General features: G+C 70.5%; 16 protein-coding genes. 8 read left to right on the top strand and 8 right to left on the bottom strand.

Going from position 1 to position 18,720, the window contains the following annotated elements:
* The first annotated feature begins 79 nt into the window (after positions 1 to 79).
* Positions 80 to 1,507, top strand: coding sequence for a maltokinase N-terminal cap-like domain-containing protein (locus OG707_RS27940; RefSeq protein WP_329123039.1), 1,428 nt, complete (start codon positions 80 to 82; stop codon positions 1,505 to 1,507).
* Positions 1,504 to 3,900 (top strand): 1,4-alpha-glucan branching enzyme, encoded by a 2,397-nt coding sequence (gene glgB / locus OG707_RS27935; RefSeq protein ID WP_443071403.1) that lies wholly within the window; start codon positions 1,504 to 1,506, stop codon positions 3,898 to 3,900. Before OG707_RS27940 ends, glgB begins: the two co-directional genes overlap by 4 nt.
* Here glgB and OG707_RS27930 read toward each other — a convergent pair.
* Positions 3,887 to 6,112, bottom strand: a complete 2,226-nt coding sequence (locus tag OG707_RS27930; RefSeq protein WP_329128004.1) for a HelD family protein — start codon at positions 6,110 to 6,112, stop codon at positions 3,887 to 3,889. The genes glgB and OG707_RS27930 overlap by 14 nt on opposite strands.
* 153 nt (positions 6,113 to 6,265) lie before the next feature.
* Complete coding sequence (locus tag OG707_RS27925) at positions 6,266 to 6,784, bottom strand: Lrp/AsnC family transcriptional regulator (RefSeq protein ID WP_329123036.1); 519 nt, start codon at positions 6,782 to 6,784, stop codon at positions 6,266 to 6,268.
* 66 nt (positions 6,785 to 6,850) lie between these two features.
* Here OG707_RS27925 and OG707_RS27920 point away from each other — a divergent pair, with 66 nt between their 5' ends.
* Both OG707_RS27920 and OG707_RS27915 read left to right on the top strand, forming a co-directional pair.
* On the top strand, positions 6,851 to 7,735 hold the full coding sequence (locus OG707_RS27920) for an NAD-dependent epimerase/dehydratase family protein (protein ID WP_329123034.1): 885 nt from the start codon (positions 6,851 to 6,853) through the stop codon (positions 7,733 to 7,735).
* A gap of 1 nt (position 7,736) precedes the next feature.
* Positions 7,737 to 8,630 (top strand): aldo/keto reductase, encoded by an 894-nt coding sequence (locus tag OG707_RS27915; RefSeq protein ID WP_329123032.1) that lies wholly within the window; start codon positions 7,737 to 7,739, stop codon positions 8,628 to 8,630.
* Here the strand turns inward: OG707_RS27915 and OG707_RS27910 are convergent.
* Entirely contained in the window at positions 8,569 to 10,041 is a 1,473-nt protein-coding gene (locus OG707_RS27910) for an ATP-binding protein (RefSeq protein WP_329123030.1), read from the bottom strand. The genes OG707_RS27915 and OG707_RS27910 overlap by 62 nt on opposite strands.
* 99 nt (positions 10,042 to 10,140) lie before the next feature.
* Positions 10,141 to 11,697 (bottom strand): MFS transporter, encoded by a 1,557-nt coding sequence (locus OG707_RS27905; RefSeq protein WP_329128003.1) that lies wholly within the window; start codon positions 11,695 to 11,697, stop codon positions 10,141 to 10,143.
* Positions 11,698 to 11,825: 128 nt separating this feature from the next.
* Between OG707_RS27905 and OG707_RS27900 the strand changes: the two genes are divergently transcribed.
* The 4 genes from OG707_RS27900 to argG are packed head-to-tail and all read left to right on the top strand — an operon-like array spanning position 11,826 to position 15,716.
* Positions 11,826 to 12,443, top strand: coding sequence for a TetR/AcrR family transcriptional regulator (locus OG707_RS27900; protein WP_329123028.1), 618 nt, complete (start codon positions 11,826 to 11,828; stop codon positions 12,441 to 12,443).
* Entirely contained in the window at positions 12,440 to 13,111 is a 672-nt protein-coding gene (locus tag OG707_RS27895) for a hypothetical protein (RefSeq protein WP_329123026.1), read from the top strand. Before OG707_RS27900 ends, OG707_RS27895 begins: the two co-directional genes overlap by 4 nt.
* 43 nt (positions 13,112 to 13,154) lie before the next feature.
* Positions 13,155 to 14,264 (top strand): DUF4037 domain-containing protein, encoded by a 1,110-nt coding sequence (locus OG707_RS27890; RefSeq protein ID WP_329123024.1) that lies wholly within the window; start codon positions 13,155 to 13,157, stop codon positions 14,262 to 14,264.
* Positions 14,265 to 14,291: 27 nt separating this feature from the next.
* Positions 14,292 to 15,716, top strand: coding sequence for an argininosuccinate synthase (argG, locus tag OG707_RS27885; RefSeq protein ID WP_329123022.1), 1,425 nt, complete (start codon positions 14,292 to 14,294; stop codon positions 15,714 to 15,716).
* A 69-nt stretch (positions 15,717 to 15,785) separates the two neighbouring features.
* Here argG and OG707_RS27880 read toward each other — a convergent pair whose 3' ends face one another.
* The 4 genes from OG707_RS27880 to OG707_RS27865 are packed head-to-tail and all read right to left on the bottom strand — an operon-like array spanning position 15,786 to position 18,710.
* Positions 15,786 to 16,418 carry a hypothetical protein gene (locus OG707_RS27880; protein ID WP_329123020.1) on the bottom strand — a complete coding sequence of 211 codons (633 nt, stop codon included), beginning with the start codon at positions 16,416 to 16,418 and terminating at the stop codon, positions 15,786 to 15,788.
* A complete protein-coding gene (locus OG707_RS27875) occupies positions 16,415 to 17,098 on the bottom strand; it encodes a hypothetical protein (RefSeq protein WP_329123018.1) in 684 nt (227 codons plus the stop codon). Before OG707_RS27875 ends, OG707_RS27880 begins: the two co-directional genes overlap by 4 nt.
* Complete coding sequence (locus OG707_RS27870) at positions 17,095 to 18,384, bottom strand: putative T7SS-secreted protein (RefSeq protein WP_329123016.1); 1,290 nt, start codon at positions 18,382 to 18,384, stop codon at positions 17,095 to 17,097. Before OG707_RS27870 ends, OG707_RS27875 begins: the two co-directional genes overlap by 4 nt.
* Positions 18,384 to 18,710 (bottom strand): hypothetical protein, encoded by a 327-nt coding sequence (locus OG707_RS27865; RefSeq protein ID WP_329123014.1) that lies wholly within the window; start codon positions 18,708 to 18,710, stop codon positions 18,384 to 18,386. The genes OG707_RS27870 and OG707_RS27865 overlap by 1 nt, the downstream gene beginning before the upstream one ends.
* Between the last annotated feature and the right edge of the window lie 10 nt (positions 18,711 to 18,720).

Below are 18,720 nucleotides of genomic sequence, written 5' to 3'. Positions count from 1 at the left end.
TGCGTCACGAGCGGGGCGGTTTCCGCCGCCCCGCCCTGGGCACTCCGAACCCACCGCGGGAAAGGACGTGATGCGATCCATGTCCAAGGCTGCATCCATCTGGACGGCATCGATCTGGAGCGACGCAGATGCAGACGCACGCGCCTCGTCCGTACCGCCCGACCCCCTGATATCCCTGGCCCCGATGCTGCGGCAGTGGCTGCCGCGCCAGCGCTGGTTCGCGGGCAAGGGCCGCAGCGTCGACGACCTCACCCTGGTCTCGGCGACCGGCCTCCTCCCGCCCGGCGGCTCCGCGGGCCTGCTCCACCTCCTCATACGCACCGAACCCGACGGCGACTGCTACCAACTCCTGCTCGGCCTGCGCGCCGCGCTCCCCCGCCACCTCGCCTCCGCCCTCATCGGCCATGTCACCGAGGGCCCCCTGACGGGTCTCACCGCGTACGACGCCCTCCTCGATCCCCGCCTGGCCGGCCTCCTCCTGGAACGCCTGCGCACCCCGGGCACGCTCGGCACCCTGCGCTTCGACCGCGACCCCCGAGCGACGCTCCCCGCCCCCGGGCTGAACGCGCGCCCACTCGGCGCGGAGCAGTCCAACTCCTCGCTGGTGTACGGCGATGCGTACATCCTCAAGCTCTTCCGCAGGATCCACGCGGGCACCAACCCGGACCTGGAACTCCCGTGGGCACTCGCCCGCTCGGGCTGCCACCGGGTCCCCGCTCCCGTGGCCTGGTTCGAGGGCACCCTCGACGGCGAACCGGCCACGCTCGGTGTGCTCCAGCCCTTCCTGCGCGGCTCCGACGACGGCTGGCAGCTGGCCCTGCACGCGCTCGCCGACGGGAGGGACTTCCGCACCGAGGCGTACGAGCTGGGCCGGACAACTGCCGAGATCCACGCGGCACTTGCGACGGCCCTCCCCACCCAGACCCTGCGCAAACAGCAGACGGACCACCTGGCGGCGGACATGATCGGCCGCCTCCAAGAAACAGCCCAGGCAGTCCCGTCCCTCCTCCCCTACGTCCCCGGCCTGCGCACCGCGTTCGAGCAGATCACCTCCCTGGGCCAGTCGGGCCGCACCTGGCAGGCGCAACGCGTCCACGGCGACCTGCACCTGGGCCAGGCGCTCCGCGCGAGGTCAGGCCACGCATGGTCCCTGATCGACTTCGAGGGCGAACCGGCCCGCCCCCTCACGGAACGCACCCGCCCGCAGCCGATCGCCCGCGACGTGGCGGGCATGCTGCGCTCCTTCGACTACGCCGCCCGCTCGCACCGCCCCTGGGACCCGGACTGGGCGGCGGGCTGCCGCAGCGCGTACTGCGAGGGATACGCCGCCCTCTCCGGCAACGACCCGCGCGCCGAGCCCGAACTGCTGCGGGCGTACGAGACGGACAAGGCGGTCTACGAGGTCCTCTACGAGGCCCGCCACCGCCCCGACTGGCTGCCGGTCCCCATGGCAGCGATCCAACGCCTCGCCGCCGACCCGCCCCCCTCAAGGAGGCCGCCCCAGTGACCAACAGCCCCCGCACGCCGGAGCCCAAAGCGCACCGCAGCCCAGAACCAGCCCCTCCGGCAACCTCATACCCGCAGGTGACAGCCAACATCAACCCAAATCAAGCCCCTCCGGCGATTGAGGAGCGGGGGCCCGGGGTCGGAGCCCCCGAAACCCCCGACCCTGGCCACGCACCCACCCCCGCACCCCTGGCCCCAGCCGACCGCGCCCGCCTCCTCGCAGGCGAGCACCACGACCCCCACGCAATCCTGGGCGCACACCCCACCCGCACAGGCGTAGCCATCCGCGTGCTGCGCCCCTTCGCCCGCGCCGTCACCGTCCGCGCCGCCGGCATCCGCGCCGAGCTCCACGACGACGGCGACGGGTTCTTCTCCGCCCTGCTCCCCCTCCGCGAAGTCCCCGAGTACACACTCCAGGTCACGTACGACGACGCCAACGCCGAAGACCCCCACACCGTCCAGGACCCGTACCGCTTCCTCCCCACCCTCGGCGACCTGGACCTGCACCTCATCAACGAAGGCCGCCACGAGGAGCTCTGGAAGGCGCTCGGCGCACACCCCATGACCCACCAGGAAGTCACCGGCACCCGTTTCACCGTCTGGGCCCCCAACGCCCGCGGCGTCCGCATAGCCGGGGACTTCAACTACTGGGACTCCACCGGCTTCCCCATGCGTTCCCTCGGCTCCTCCGGCATCTGGGAGCTCTTCCTCCCCTCCGTGGGCGAGGGCGAACGCTACAAGTTCGACATCACCCGCCCCGACGGCAGCCACACCCTGCGCGCCGACCCGATGGCCCGCCGCGCGGAGGTCCCACCGGCGAACGCCTCCATCGTCACCGCGTCGCACCACACCTGGCAGGACGCCGACTGGCTGGAACACCGCGCGGACCGCCCCGTCCACGAGGCTCCCTTCTCGGTCTACGAGATCCACCTCCCCTCCTGGCGCCCGGGCCTCACGTACCGCCAACTGGCAACGCAACTCCCCGCCTACATACGCGACTTGAACTTCACCCACGTAGAACTGATGCCAGTCGCCGAACACCCCTTCGGCGGCTCCTGGGGCTACCAGGTCACCGGCTTCTACGCCCCCACCTCCCGCATGGGAACCCCCGACGACTTCCGCTTCCTGGTCGACGCACTCCACCAATCAGGCATAGGCGTCCTGATGGACTGGGTCCCCGCCCACTTCCCCCGCGACGACTGGGCGCTGGCGGAATTCGACGGCCGCCCCCTCTACGAGCACGAGGACCCGGCCCGCGCGGCCCACCCCGACTGGGGCACCCTGGAATTCGACTACGGCCGCACGGAAGTACGCAACTTCCTCGTGGCCAACGCGACCTACTGGTGCGAGGAGTTCCACATCGACGGCCTCCGCGTCGACGCGGTCGCCTCCATGCTCTACCTCGACTACTCACGCGAGGACGGCGAGTGGACCCCCAACGCCCACGGCGGCCGGGAGAACCTCGACGCGGTGGCCTTCCTCCAGGAGATGAACGCCACCGTCTACCGCCGCAACCCCGGCGTGATCACGATCGCCGAGGAGTCCACGGCCTGGGACGGCGTCACCCGCGCCACGCACCACACAGGACCGGGCGGCTTCGGAGGCCTCGGCTTCGGCCTGAAGTGGAACATGGGCTGGATGCACGACTCGCTCACGTACGTCTCCCACGAGCCGGTCCACCGCAAGTACCACCACAACGAGATGACGTTCTCGATGGTCTACGCGTACTCCGAGAACTACGTCCTCCCCATCTCCCACGACGAGGTCGTCCACGGCAAGCGCTCGCTCGTCTCCAAACTCCCCGGCGACTGGTGGCAGCAGCGCGCGACCCACCGCGCGTACCTCGGCTTCATGTGGGCCCACCCCGGCAAGCAACTCCTGTTCATGGGCCAGGAGTTCGCGCAGGGAGCCGAGTGGTCGGAGGGCCACGGCCCCGACTGGTGGCTCCTCGACCCCTCCTACTCCGCGGAACCCGACCACCGGGGCGTACGCGACCTGGTCCGCGACCTCAACACCACCTACACGGCCACCCCCGCCCTCTGGCAGCGCGACACCGACCCGGCGGGCTTCGCCTGGGTGGAGGGCGACGCCGCGGAGGACAACGTCCTCGCCTTCCTCCGCTACGACTCCGACGGCACACCCCTCCTGGCGATCTCCCACTTCTCCCCGGTGGTACGCCACGACTACCGCCTGGGCGTCCCCACGCGCACATTGAACAAAGAGGGCATCCCCGCCTGGCAGGAGGTCCTCAACACCGACCTGTCCCGCTACGGCGGCAGCGACGTCCGCAACCCGGAACCGCTGAAACCGGAGTCGGTCCCGTACCACGGCCGCCCCTCCAGCATCCAGCTCACGCTGCCGCCCCTGTCGACGATCTGGCTCAGGCCGGAGTGAACCCCTCCAACCCGGTGGGCAGTTGACCGGAGTACAGCACGCCCATCCGCTGAGTCGCCCGCGTCAGCGCCACGTACAGGTCGCTCACCGCGAACTGCGACGGCTCGACGACGAGCACCGTGTCGAACTCCAGACCCTTGGCCTGGCGCGGTGCGAGGAGGACGACCGGGCGGGTCAGGTCGGGGGTCCGCCCGTGGCCCGCGTCCGGCAGGAGGGCGAGCAGTTCCGCGTGCAGTTCGGCCGGGGCGATCACCGCGAGGTGGCCCGACTCCGCTGCCGCCGCCGCGACCGCTTCGGCGACCGCGCGCGGCAGGTCGTCGGTGCGGTGCGCCCAGGGCCGTACGCCGGTCGAGCGGATGGAGCTGGGCGGCTCGAAGGCCGGGTCTTCGCCCCTGAGGAACGCGGCCGCCACGTCCATGATCTCCACCGGCGTACGGTAGTTGACACCGAGGCGGACGTGTTCGTAGCGGTCGTCGACGTACGGCGCGAGGATCGTGTCCCACGCCCCGCACCCGCCCGGCTCGCCCGTCTGGGCGGGGTCGCCGACCAGCGTCATCGACCGCGTGGGGCAGCGGCGCATCAGCAGCCGCCACGCCATGGCCGACAGCTCCTGCGCCTCGTCGACGATGATGTGGCCGAAGGCCCAGGTCCGGTCGGCGGCGGCCCGCTCGGCGGCGCTGCGGTGGTCGGCCTCCTCGTGGCGCTCGGCCATCCGCTCGGCGTCGATGATGTTGTGCGCGGCGAGCAGCTCCGACTCCTCGTCCTCGAACTCGTACGACTCCGAGCCCTGCGAGAGATCCAGGACCCCCTGCGCGAAGGCGACCTGCTCCTGCCGTGCGGCCTCCGCCGCGGCCCGCGCCGCCGAGTCGTCCTCACCGAGCAGCTCGGCAGCCTCGTCCAGGAGCGGGACATCGGCGACGGTCCACCCGTCACCCTCGCCGACCTTGCGCCGTACGGCCTCCACATCGACCTCCGGCAGATGCACCGGGTCGGCGAGGAAGTCCTCGACGAGCTGCTCCGGGGTGAGGTGCGGCCACAACTCCTCGATGGCGGCGTGTACTTCCGCGCTGGCCGCGATCCCCTTGCCGAGCTGGGCGAGGTCGTCGGGGCCCAGGAAGTTCGGGCCGCCGTACGGGTCCGCGCCGAGCCGGTCGCCCAGCTGCGTGGTCAGCAGATCGATGACCCGGAAGGCGAAGTGGGGGCGGGCGAGGTTGTGCGGAAGCTGGGCCGCGCGCGCCTTCTCCCGTGCGTCGTAGGCAATCGTCCAGTCCAGGACGAGCGTGCCGTCGTCGTGCGCGATCTCGATCGGCGCGCCCGGCTCGGGGGTGCGCTGCTGGTCGCGTACGAAGTCGGCGAGCACGCCCGCCATCGCAGCCCGGCCCTTGACCTCGGCGGCCTCCGGGGTGTCCGTACCCGTCGCGACGACACCGGGGAACAGCTCACCGGGGGTCGCGAGCAGCACACCCGTCTCGCCGAGCGAGGGAAGCACATCCCCGATGTAGCCGAGGAAGGCCGGGTTCGGCCCGACGATCAGCACAGCACGCCGCGCCAGCAACTCCCGCTGCGCGTACAGCAGATACGCGGCCCGGTGCAGCGCCACCACGGTCTTGCCGGTGCCGGGCCCGCCCTCGACGACCAGCACGCCGCGGTGGGGTGCGCGGATGATGCGGTCCTGGTCGGCCTGGATGGTGCGCACGATGTCGTGCATGCGCCCGGTGCGCGCGGAGTCGAGCGCGGCGAGCAGCACGGCGTCGGCGTCCGTGCCCTCGTAGCCGGTGCGCTCGGCGTCGGTCAGGTCGAGGATCTCGTCGTGGAGCGCGGTGACGGTGCGCCCCGACGTGGTGATGTGCCGGCGGCGGCGCAGCCCCATGGGGGCGTGGCCGGTGGCGAGGTAGAAGGGGCGGGCGACGGGTGCGCGCCAGTCGACGACGAGCGGGGTGCGCTCCGCGTTGTCCTCCCTCATTCCGATACGTCCGATGTGGTGGTGGATTCCGTCGACGAGATCGATCCGGCCGAAACAGAGTCCGGATTCCACGGAATTCAGTGCGCCGAGCAGCCCGCTCCGCTCGGCGACGACCACATCCCTTTCGAGCCGGGCCTGCTGTCCGCTGCCGACATCCGCGAACGACCGCTCCACCCCTGCCTCGGCCTGCTCACGGAGCCCGTCCAGGCGCTCGTAGAGCCGTGAGACGAATTGCTGTTCATTCTGCAATTCCTCGGTTGACAATTCAGCTCCTGACGCGATACGGTGTGCACACAAGACTTCTTCATGCCTTTGCTGTGTGCGCAGACATGAAGGTTCTAATATACGCGAAGAAATCCCCCGGACGTCAATTCGTCCGGGGGATTTCTTTTTGCGTACCGGTCAGCGCTCCACCGGCGGCAGCGGCTTCTGCCGCACCGGCGACGACAGCACGATCGACGTCGTCGTCCGCCCGAGCACCGACACCTGCTCCAGGATCTCCTCCAGATGCACCGTGTCGGCGACGGCGACCTTGACGATCCAGCAGTCCTCCCCGACCACGTGGTGCACCTCGGTGATCTCGGGCCGCTCCATCAGCTCCAGGGTCCTGGGGTGCTTGAGCGTGTACCCGCCGTGCGGATTGACGCGGACGAACGCCTGGATCCCGTACCCGAGCCGCCTCGGGTCGACCCGCGCCCCGTATCCCGTGATCGCCCCGCTCGTCTCCAGCCTGCGCAGCCGCTCGGTGACGGCGGCCGGGCTCAGCCGGATGCGCCGGCCCAGCTCGCTCAGCTTGAGGCGGCCCTCGGTCTGGACGAGCTCCAGGAGCTGCCGGTCGACCGCATCGAACCCGGATGAGGATTCGTTGGTGGCAGGCCGGGAACTCCGCGTTTCTTTCGGTACGGCGACGAGATCTCCCACGTTTCCCCCTTCAGCGAACGGAGCGCCAACGTAACACTTGTACCCATGGAATCAAGGGGTGCAGAAATGCGAAACGTGCTGGTCATCGGGGGTACCCGCTACTTCGGCAAGCGACTCGTCGCGCTGCTGCTGGCGGCCGGGGACCGCGTGACAGTCCTCAACCGGGGCTCGTCGGCGCCGCCGCCCGGCGCGGACATCCTGGTCGCCGACAGGAACGACGAGGCGTCGCTGGAGGCGGCCCTGGGCGACCGGACCTTCGACGTCGTGATCGACCAGGTCCTCTACACCCCGGTCCAGGCCGCGATCGCCCGCCGGGTCTTCGCGCACCGTACGAGCCGCTACGTCATGACCTCGACGGTGGAGGTGTACGAGTACGAGGACTCCCCCACCCCCGTCCCCGAATCGGCGATCGACCCGCGCACGGTCGCGGTGGACCTCGAACTCCCGTGGAGTGACCCGGAGTTCCTCGACGCGCACTACGGCGAGGGCAAGCGCCAGGCGGAGGCGGTCTTCGCCGCGTCCCCGGACTTCCCGTACGCGGCCGTACGAGTGGCCCATGTCCTGGGCGGCGCCGACGACTTCACGGGCCGTGTCACGCACTACGCGGACCGCCTCCGCACGGGCGAGCCGATCGCCGTACCGCCGCGCAACCACCCGGCGACGTACATCAACGTGGACGAGATCGCCGCCTTCCTCTTCTGGACGGCGGGCGAGGACTTCACGGGCCCGGTCAACGCGGCCTCGCACACGCCTCTCACCACCCACGACATCGTCACCGCGCTCTCCCCGACGACCCCGCCGACGTACCGGACCATCGAGGTCGGCGAGACGTCCCCCTTCTCCTTCGCCCGCTCCTACGCCATGGACACCACCCGCGCGACCGGCCTCGGATTCACGTTCTCGGACACCGGCGACTGGCTGGCGCGCGCCCTCGCAGAATCGACCAACTGACATGCAGTACAGACAACTTGGCCCGTTCAAGGTCAGCGCGATCGGTTACGGCGCCATGCCCCTGTCGATCGAGGGCCACCCGGACGAGACCCGCGCCGTCGCCACCGTGCACGCGGCCCTGGACGCCGGAATCACCCTCCTGGACACGGCCGACTCCTACCACGCACCGGGCGAGTCCCCCGGCCACAACGAGCACCTGATCGCCCGCGCCCTGGCGTCCTACGGAGCCCCCACCGACCACGTCCTCGTCGCCACGAAGGGCGGCAGAGGCCGCACCGCCGAAGGCGGCTGGACGGTCAACGGCGACCCCCGCCACCTCAAGCACGCGGCCGAGGCCTCCCTCCACCGCCTGGGCACGGACACGATCGGCCTCTACCAACTCCACAAGCCGGACCCCGCCGTCCCCTACGCCGAATCCCTCGGCGCCCTGCGCGAACTCCTCGACGCGGGCACGATCCGCACGGCCGGCATCTCCAACGCCGACTCCGCCCAGATCCGCCTGGCCCGCGAGGTCCTGGGGACCGACCTCGTCTCCGTACAGAACCGGTTCTCCCCCGCGGTCCGCGACAGCGAACCCGAACTGCGGCTCTGCGCGGAGCTGGGCCTGGCGTTCCTGCCGTGGAGCCCGCTGGGCGGGGTCTCGCGCAGCTCCCTGGACGGGCCCTCCGATCTGCCGACCGCGGACACGGAGTTCCACGCCCGCGCACGCGCCGAGGGGATCTCCCCTCAACAGGCAGTGCTCTCCTGGCTGTTGGCGCTCTCCCCGACGCTGATCCCGATCCCGGGCGCAAGCCGCCCCGAGACGGTCCGCAACTCGGCGGCGGCCGCCGACCTCACTCCTCCTCTTCCCCCTCTTCCGACGCCGCGTCCGGCACACCCAGCAGCCGCCGGGTGAGCGCATCGCGGTCGGACAGCAGCTCGTCGAGCGCGGCCCGCAGGTCCTGGCTCTCGGTGGACACGGCCTCGCGCTCGGCCCCCACCAGCACTGCCCGCCGCACGAGTTCCTTGGCGAAGGAGGCGGTCGTGCCTTCCGTACGGTCGACCACCTCGTCGACCAGCTCTTCCCCCAGGCCGAGCCCGGCCCCGTACAGCCCGATCAGCCGCCGCCGTCCATCCGCGTCCGGGAGCGGGATCTCGACGGCGAGGTCGACGCGTCCCGGCCGCTGGGACAGGGCGGGCTCCAGCAGGTCGGCACGGTTGGTGGTCAGCAGGAAGGCCACGTCGGAGTCGTCTCCGAGGCCGTCCATCTCGTTCAACACCTGGAAGAGGAGGGGCTGTTCACCGCCGCCGTAGTCCCGGGCCTCGGCAATCAGATCGCAGTCCTCCAGGACCACCAGAGCAGGCTGCAGCATCCGGGCGAGCGCACACGCGGGGCCGATCGCGCCGATGCTCGTGCCGGCCAGCATGACGACGGTGAAGTCCGGGAGGTGCGACAGCAGATACCGGACGGTGTGGGTCTTGCCGGTGCCGGGCGGCCCGTACAGCAGCAGCCCGCGCCTCAGGTGCTGCCCGGCCGCGCGCAGTTGCTCCCGGCGGCGTGCGACCCCGGTGACCTGGCGCTCCACCCGCTCCAGGAGCCCGGACGGGAGCACGATCTGCTCGGCGGTGAGGCGGGGCCTGGCGTGGAAACGGAAAGGGCCGAGCCCGTGGCCGAACTCCGAGCCCTCGAAGGAGAGGACCTGGCCGCGGAAGATGTTGTGCGTACGGATGAGCCCGTCCACATCGCTCAGCAGCCGGTTCGCCAGCTCCTTGCGGGGAGCGAGGACCTCGATCTCGACCTTGTCGCGCCCGTAGTTGTCGGAGGGCCCGCGCAACAGGAGCGCGAACTGCTCGCCGCCCTCGCTGCCCAGATAGAGCCCGAAGGAGACGCAGGCCAGCTCCTCGTCGGGGGCGATCGGCAGGTGGGTGTATTCAACGGCGCCGATGACGAAGCGGTTGTAGCGACTGGCGGACTCGATGATCTCGGGGAGGCTGAGATCGCCCTGGTGTCCGGCGCCGGTCATGCCGATGAGCTCGTACGTACGCCCTTCCGCGGCGAACCAGCGCTCAACAGCGCCATGGACGTTGGGGTGGTCGTACGCCGGATACGAGGCCTTGACGACAGGGCTGTCGCGCGGAGTCCTCCCGAGGTGCTCGCGCAGCCGCGCCGACAGATCGCGCTCGACGCTCTCGCTCTCCTGCGGCGAGCGCGTGACCGCTTCGAGAAACTCGCGGAAGAGCTCGGCGGTCCGCTCCATGTCGAACTGCCCGCTGCGCTCGCCCCGTTCGAACTCGCCGCTGCTCATGATCTCGGTCTTGCCGTCCATGCCCGCACCACGCTCCTTCGCGTCACCGACTAAGCAGCGTGGTGCAGAACGGGCATACCAGTCAAAGGGTTTGGGCCATTTGTACGCGTCCGGGTCCCGTCAGACCAGCGAGGGCTCCTGCGCGTGCTCGGCCTCCGCCGCCTCCGCGCGACGCCGCCGCCCCGGCAGCAGTACGGCCACCAGAACCGTCCCCGCCCCCAGGACCACCGCACCCACCAGGCTCGTGTGCGCGACCGCGTCCGAGAAGGCCGAGTGCACGGCGCTCACCAGCGCCTGCGCCTGTTCCGGCCCCGCCTGAACGCCCACCTTCTGCGCGACGACCAGCCCCGCGCCCACCGAGTCCTGCGCCGCGCTCAGCGCGTCGGTGGGCAGCTTGGTGCCCACGGCGTCCGCCAGATGTGAGGAGTACGAACCGGCCAGCACCGACCCCAGAATCGCGATCCCCAGCGACCCTCCCAGCTCCAGCGAGGTGTCGTTGACCGCGCCGCCGACGCCCAGTTCGGACTCCGGGAAGGCGCCCATGATCGCGTCCGTGCAGGGCGAGAGCGCGAGGCCGATCGCCAGGCCGAGGACGACGAGCGGGGCCACGAAGGCGGAGTACGTGGACGAGGCGTCGACCTGCGTGAGCAGCGCCAGCGCGGCCGTCCCGGCGACCATGCCCGCCGTGACGGTCACCTTCATGCCGAGCCGCGGGGTCAGCAGCCCGGTCAGCGCGGACCCGACGAAGACGGCGCCGGCCAGCGGCAGCATCCGTACGCCCGTCTCCAGCGGGGTGTACCCGAGCACGAACTGCAGGTGCTGCGTCAGGTAGTAGAAGGCCCCGAAGACAGCGAGGAAGAAGAGAGCAACGGCAAGGTTCGACCCGGCGAACCCCCGGTCGAGGTAGCGGCGTACGTCCAGGACAGGCCGCGCACACCTCAACTCCCAGACCACAAAGGCGATCAGCCCGACACCCGCGACGACGGCAGCACCCAGCGCCTTCGCGTCCCAGCCGAAGTGCGGCCCCTGGATGATCATGTAGACGAGCGCACCGATCCACACGACGGACAGCAGCCCGCCCCCGTAGTCGATCCGCCCGTGGTGATGGGCCTTCGACGGCGGTACGAGGACGAACGCCCCGACGATCGCAAGCGCGGCGATCGGCACATTGATCAGGAACGTCGACGCCCACCCGTGGTGCTCAAGGAGCGCCCCGGCCACCAGCGGCCCGGCCGCGATCGCGAGCCCGGCGGTCGCCGTCCACAGCACGATCGCCTTGGCGCGCTCGGCACGCGGGAAACTGGCGGCGAGCAGCGAGAGCGTGGCGGGCATGATCATGGCCGCGCCGACGCCCATGACGGCGCGTGCGGTGATGACACCCGCCGCACTCCCCACCAGCGAACCGGCGACCGCGCCGCCCCCGAACACCACCAGCCCCAGCACGAGCGCACCCCGCCGGCTGTACTTGTCGCCGATCGCGCCGAGCAGCAGCATCAGCGCGGCGTACGGAACCGTGTATCCGTCGATGACCCATTGCAGGTCCGAGCTGCTCAGCCCCAGGTCCTTGGTCATGTCGGGGGCCGCGACCGTCAGGGCGGTGTTCGCCATGACGATGATCAGCAGGCTCAGACACAGCACCCCCAGAGCCCACCAGCGCCGTGCGTACGGCTGCTCCATCTCGTCCACCGGCTGCTTCGCCCAGACCGCCACCGCTGCCCACCTCCCACTCACTTGCACATGACTGTGCAATTACACATCAGTGTGCAAGTTACGCGGTTGCACAGCTCTGTGCAAAACAAACCCGCATGCAAAATGGACCCGTGACCTCCGAACGCGCAGACGCCAACCGCCGCCGCATCCTGGACGTGGCGCTCACCGAGCTGCTGCACGACGCGGACGCCTCCATGGACCAGATCGCCCGCGCGGCCGGAGTGGTCCGCCGTACGGTCTACGGCCACTTCCCCAGCCGCGAGGCGCTGATCGCGGCGCTCGTCGACAACGCCGCCGAGTCGGTCACGGACGCCCACGCATCGGCGACGGCCGGCATCAAGGACCCCGCCGAGGCCCTCACCCGCGCCACCCTCGCCGCCTGGAAAATCGCCGACCGCTACCGCCTCCTGGTCGCCCTGGCCCAGCGCAGCGTCACGATGGAGGGCATCAAGCAACGCCTCGCGCCCGTACGCAAGGAGTGCACGGACCTCCTCCAACACGGCCTGGACGAGGGCGTGTTCACCTCGCCCCTGCCGGCCGCGGCGATCGCGTACGTCCACGAGCAGTCGCTCTTCGCCCTGATGGAGGCCGTGAACGACGGCGCACTCCCCGCCGACGAGGCAGCGGCAGCGGCCGCCCACACGGCGCTCACGACGGCGGGCGTCCCGCCGATCAAGGCCGCATCGGCCATCGCGAAGGCGCTGAGCGCATGAGGATCCTGCCCGCCGACGACCAACTGGGCGGAATGCGCGCGCTCCTGGAGTCGGGCGACGCCCTCACGGGCTATGAGCCGCAGGATTTCCCCGACCACTGCTGGATCCTGCACGCGGGGTACGAGAGCGGGAAGCGGGTGCGCTGGAGCGAGCTGCTCTCCCGTACCGGTCAGCGCCTGGAGGACTGGGGCCACAACCTGTCGTACCGCGTCTTCGACGATGCGGACTGGTCCGGCGAGGACAGCCCGTTCTGGAACGGTCACGAGGGAGAGCCCGACCGCGAGTCCCTGGCCCACCTCCTCGACGTACTCGCCCACCACAGCACACAGGGGCCGGACACCCCTTGCTACTGGGCCCAGACCTGGTTCGAGAACTTCGCCCACCCCGTCCCCGCACGCCACGGCCGCCTGGACGAGGGTCTGGCCCTCTACGACGACGCCCAGGACCCGGACCCGAACCACGGCCCCCGCATGTTCCCCTCCCAGTGGTGGCCCGAGGACCGCTCCTGGTACGCGGTCACGGACTACGACCTGTGGGCCACCGAAGTCCTCGGCCCGCCCGAACTCATCGCCGACCTCCTCTCCCACGACTGGCTCGAAGCAGTCCGCCACCCCCAGATCTCCGCAATCGGCGACGCCACAAAACCCCACTGGCGCACCACCCCCTGAAAACAACTGGCCCCACCACCCCCACCCGCCCCACCCTGTCCCCATGCCGACCGAAGCCGCAGCAACCCCCTTCCTCCCCGGACTCGGCCTCTCCCGCGCCCTCTACGAGGAGGCCGTCCGCCCGATCCTCGCGGCCGCCCACCCCCAACTCCCCTACAGCGCGGCCCGTATCGGCTCCGGCTCCGAGGTGCTCGGCTTCGACACCGCACGCTCCGCCGACCACGACTGGGGCCCGCAGCTCCAGCTCTTCCTCCACCCCGAAGCCGCAGCCACCCACGGCGGGACGATCCACCGCCTCCTCGCCGACAAGCTCCCCGGCACGGTCCACGGCTGGCCCACCCGCTACCGCCCCAGCGGCGACCCGCGCGACCCCGTGGGCCACCTCGACCCCACCGCCGACCCCCTCTCTCACCGCGTGCAGACAGCAGCCCCGGCGCCCTGGTTCCACGACCGGCTCCGGGGCGTCGACGCGCTGACCGCCGAGTTGTCCGTACGCGACTGGCTCGCCATCCCCCAGCAGGCCCTCGCCGAAGTCACCGGCGGCGCGGTCTTCCACGACGGGCTCGGCGTCCTGGGCCCGGTGCGCGAGCGCCTCGCCTGGTATCCCGACCAGGTCTGGCGGTATCTCCTCGGCTGTCAGTGGCGGAAGCTCTCGCAGGAGGAGGCCTTCGTCGGGCGTACCGCGGAGGTGGGCGACGACCTCGGCTCAGCGGTCGTCGCCGCCCGCCAGGTGCGCGAGCTCATGCGCCTCGCGCTGCTCCAGTCCCGCCGGTACGCCCCGTACAGCAAATGGCTCGGCAGCGCCTTCACCCGCGACGTCCCCGACGCGAAGCTCCTCAGCACGCCCCTCCGCGAGACGCTCGCCGCAACGACGTACGCCGACCGCTCGGCCCACCTCTGCGACGCGTACGAGGAACTGGCCCGCCGCCAGAACGCCCTCGCACTCACCCCCACCCCCGTCGACCCCACCCGCCGCCCCTATCGCTCCCGCCCCTTCCCCGTCATCCGCGCCGACCGCTTCGCGGACGCCCTCCTCGCCACCGTCACCGACCCCCACCTCACCGCCCTCCCGCCCGTCGGGTCGGTCGACCAGTGGGCGGACAGCACCGATTTCCTGACCGGTCCCGGCCTCCCCACCACCGGCCTTGCATGAAAATGCGCGACGTTGCATAATCTTCCTATGTCCAAGGTCCTCACCTCCCTGCCCACCGGCGAGCGCGTCGGCATCGCCTTCTCCGGCGGTCTCGACACCTCCGTCGCCGTCGCCTGGATGCGCGACAAGGGCGCCGTCCCGTGCACGTACACCGCCGACATCGGCCAGTACGACGAGCCCGACATCGCGTCCGTCCCCGGCCGCGCGAAGGCGTACGGCGCCGAGATCGCGCGCCTGGTCGACTGCCGTGCCGCGCTGGTCGAGGAAGGCCTGGCCGCACTCACCTGCGGGGCGTTCCACATCCGCTCGGGCGGGCGCGCGTACTTCAACACCACGCCGCTCGGCCGCGCCGTCACGGGCACCCTGCTGGTGCGGGCCATGCTCGAGGACAACGTCCAGATCTGGGGCGACGGCTCGACGTACAAGGGCAACGACATCGAGCGGTTCTACCGCTACGGCCTGCTCGCCAACCCGAACCTCCGCATCTACAAGCCCTGGCTCGACGCGGGCTTCGTGAGCGAGCTCGGCGGCCGCAAGGAGATGTCGGAGTGGCTGCTCGCCCACGAGCTGCCGTACCGGGACTCGACGGAGAAGGCGTACTCCACCGACGCCAACATCTGGGGCGCGACGCACGAGGCCAAGATCCTCGAGCACCTCAACACCGGTGTCGAGACCGTCGACCCGATCATGGGCGTGAAGTTCTGGGACCCCTCGGTCGAGATCGCCACCGAAGACGTGACGATCGGCTTCGAGCAGGGCCGGCCGGTGACGATCAACGGCAAGGAGTTCGGCTCCTCCGTCGACCTCGTCATGGAGGCCAACGCCATCGGCGGCCGCCACGGCATGGGCATGTCGGACCAGATCGAGAACCGGATCATCGAGGCCAAGAGCCGCGGCATCTACGAGGCTCCGGGCATGGCCCTCCTCCACGCCGCGTACGAGCGCCTCGTCAACGCGATCCACAACGAGGACACCCTCGCGCAGTACCACAACGAGGGCCGGCGCCTCGGCCGCCTCATGTACGAGGGCCGCTGGCTGGACCCGCAGGCGCTCATGGTCCGCGAGTCGATCCAGCGCTGGGTCGGCACGGCCGTCACGGGTGAGGTCACCCTGCGGCTGCGGCGCGGCGAGGACTACTCGATCCTCGACACGACGGGCCCGGCGTTCTCGTACCACCCGGACAAGCTCTCCATGGAGCGCACCGAGGACTCGGCGTTCGGCCCGGTGGACCGGATCGGCCAGCTCACCATGCGCAACCTCGACATCGCCGACTCGCGCGCCAAGCTGGAGCAGTACGCGGGCCTCGGCCTGCTCGGTGCGGGCCAGGAGTCCGCGGCCGGCCTGATCGGCGCCATGCCGGAGGGCGGCGCCGAGGCGATCGCCTCGCGCGGCGAGGTCGCCGGCGACGACGAGATGCTGGACCGCGCCGCGATGGAGTTCGGCACGGACTAGCACGCCCCACTTCATGCGGCGGGCCCCGGTGGAAGAGATTCCACCGGGGCCCTTCCTGTGCCGGTCGGACTACCAGCGGACCTGGAAGTTGACGAACCGCCGGAGTCCGGCGGCCGACGCCTTCTGCAGACGGTCCTCGCCCGCAGCCTCACGAGCTGCACAGGCCGCCGCGTTGTGCTTGAAACCGTCGGGCTGCATGAAGAACAGTTCCCCGCTCCCCGGCACGATCGCCACCCCGCCGAACGCATCGTCCCCGGCGAACCACACACCGGACTTGGCGCCATCCGGCCAGCCGCCGCTGTTCGGCCTCATGAACTTCCCGCGCATCAACGGCGAACCGCCCGGCCCCTTCCCGCCCATACGGAGCTGCCTGGCCGTCCCCGTGGCCCCCGCGAAGACCTGCTCCACCGGCGTGCGGAAGACGAGGGGGTACGTCCGGAGCACGCGGCGGCACCTGAAGGCCCAGTTCACCTCAGGAACCCAGAACTGCAAGGCGTAGGCGATCATGAGGGTCCCTACGATGCCCACGGGAATCAGATACCCCTTGTGGCTCAGCGCCGCGACGGCGATCAGCAACAGGCCTCCCACCAGGTAGGCCAGGAACCCCTTGAACGCACGCGCGAACTGGTGCCGCACCGCGCCCAGGTAGTCCGTGCCGTCCGTCGCATACGCGGCCTGCCGCGCGCTCTGCGTACCCGTCATCCGAAATCACCCCTCATTGCTTCTTCCACCGAACCGCTCGCAGGCGACGCCAAGTCGCCGCCCCCGGAAGCCAGTTCAGGGTCGGTGAACGACAACGTGCGGGCCACGCCCAGCAGAATCGACCGGTAGTCGTCCGCCAGGGCGACCGCCCCGGTCACCAGCTGTACGGCGACGACCGACGAGGTCTGCGTGTCCGCGACGGCGACCATGCCCTGCCAGAGCGGCTCGTTCTCGCCGCTGGGGGCCATCTCCTCGCGTACGAACTCCGTCAGATAGCCGGGCCCCGCGGGCAGTTCGACCGGCTGTACGCCGTCGCCCACGCCCCCCTCCGCGAGCATCGCGGCGAGCACCGCCTTGGGGTTGGTGCCGGGCATGCCGACCGTCGAGACGACGATCGCGGAGAGCACCAGCTCACCGTTGTCGTCGGGGTGCATGCCCATCGCGCAGCCCTGCACCTGCTGCTCGGCGAACATCGCGACCACGCCCGCGTACATCCGGAAGACCTTGTCGGCCTGTTCGCGCGGGCCGCCCTCGGGCAGCTGGAGGATCTGTCGTGCCACCTCTTCGAGGCCTTCGACGGTCGGGCGGATGTCCAACTGCCGGTATCCGTGCGGCAGTCCGTACCAGAACGCCGGCCGTTCGGGCGCCTGGAGCCCGCCGGAGAAATCTTGCGCTGTCACAGCCGGACACCCCTGATCAGTTCACCGATGTCGGTCACGAGGGCGGGCACCGCGCCGAATCCACCCTTGGCTGCAGCTGCCGCCTTGGTCGCCTCTGTCGAATCATGGCCAGGCCCGCCGTCGGGCAGCACGCCCTCGGTCTCCAGCGACGATCCGAGGTTGGCCACGACATTGACGCCGTTGGCCGCGAAGTCCCAGGCCTTGCCGACCCCGGAGCTGGTGGCCGCGTCAAGTGCCTTGTACGAGAAGGCCGGTACGACCTCGCTCGTGAACGCGCTCGCCTTCGCCCCCACCGACAGCGCCTCCCCGCCTTCCCGGGCGACCGCGGCTGCCAGCCCGGCCTCACTGCCCGCCCTGGCCAGTGCGCCGACCCCGGGCAGCATGCCCAGCGTGTCGCCCCCGACGGACGCCCACGCAGTCAGACCTTCCTTCCAGCCATGCTCACCCCACAACGAGTCCCTGAAGTCCTCGTTGGCCAGGTTCTTCCCCATCGAGGCCGCACTCGCGACCACCGCGATCCCCGCAAAAAGCGGCGCCAGCGGCGTAGGGAACAGCGCCAGCAACCCCGCGATGGCCCCGATCGTCCCCGCGTGATCGAGCAGGAACTGCCCCGCCGCCTTGAGCCCGTCCCCGATCGCGCTGAGCGTCTTGGAGAACCACCCCGGCTCCTTGGGCGCCAGCTTGTCGTCCGCCTCGTCGAGCTTGCCCGCGATCACCCCGGCCCGGTCGCCGTGCTCGGTCTCCAGGGTGTGGGCCTTGGTGATCACGTCGTTGTACGCGGTGTTGGCGTTGGTGAGCTGCGTGGCCGCGTCGTTGAGCGACTTCTCGGCCGCCCGCAGCCGCGCCGTCGCCGCGTCCGCCTCCTCCTGGCTGGGGTACTGCTTCCCGGCCAGCTGGAGGTCCGGGTTGCGGCCCGCCTCCTCGTGACGCGTCTTGGCGTTGTCGGCCGCGGTCTTCTTCTCGCCCGCCTCGCCGTCGTACTTCTGCGCCAGGTCGCGGTGCGCGGTGAGGTCCCCGTGCCAGGTGCCCAGCCACGTCGCGGCCTTCTCCAGGGAGAGCGCCGCGTTCTTCATGTACGTGGGGAGCTCGCCGTCGAGGGCGTCGCGGAAGGCGTTCGCCGCCTCCCCCTCCCAGTGGCTGCTCTCGCCGAGGAGCTTCTCGATCTGCGCGTGCGAGCTGCTGAGCGCACTCGCCGCCGCCTGCACCTTCTGCTGCAGGGCGGTGACTTCGCCCGGCATTCCGGTGACCGGGTTCCAGCCGAGGTTCGGATACGGATTGGCGGCCATCAGCCCTGCCCGCCCCCGCTCGAGTCGATCGTGTTCGCCATCTTGGTGAGGGCGGCCGCGAGATTCTTCTCGAACTCCTCGTAGCTCAGCTTGTTGGACTTCACGCCCTCGCTGATCGCGCCGATCATCTCGCTGAGCTGCTCGGACCCGTACTTCCATTTGCCCTGGAAGGTGTCGCAGGCCTCGTCGAGCCGGGGTGTGCCGATCTGGTCCGCACGGACATGGGAGAGCGCTTTGCGCGCTTCGTCCAGATCTTTGAGTGATTGCTGCAATGTGTCGATGAATCTTCCCAGTTGATCCGTATCGACCTTGAATTGGTCACCCATGGAACACCTT

This window comes from Streptomyces sp. NBC_01465 (assembly GCF_036227325.1).
In the GTDB taxonomy this organism is placed as follows: Bacteria; Actinomycetota; Actinomycetes; order Streptomycetales; family Streptomycetaceae; genus Streptomyces.
The sequence above is the reverse complement of the archived record's forward strand: the minus strand, read 5'-3'. Positions and strand labels throughout refer to the sequence as shown.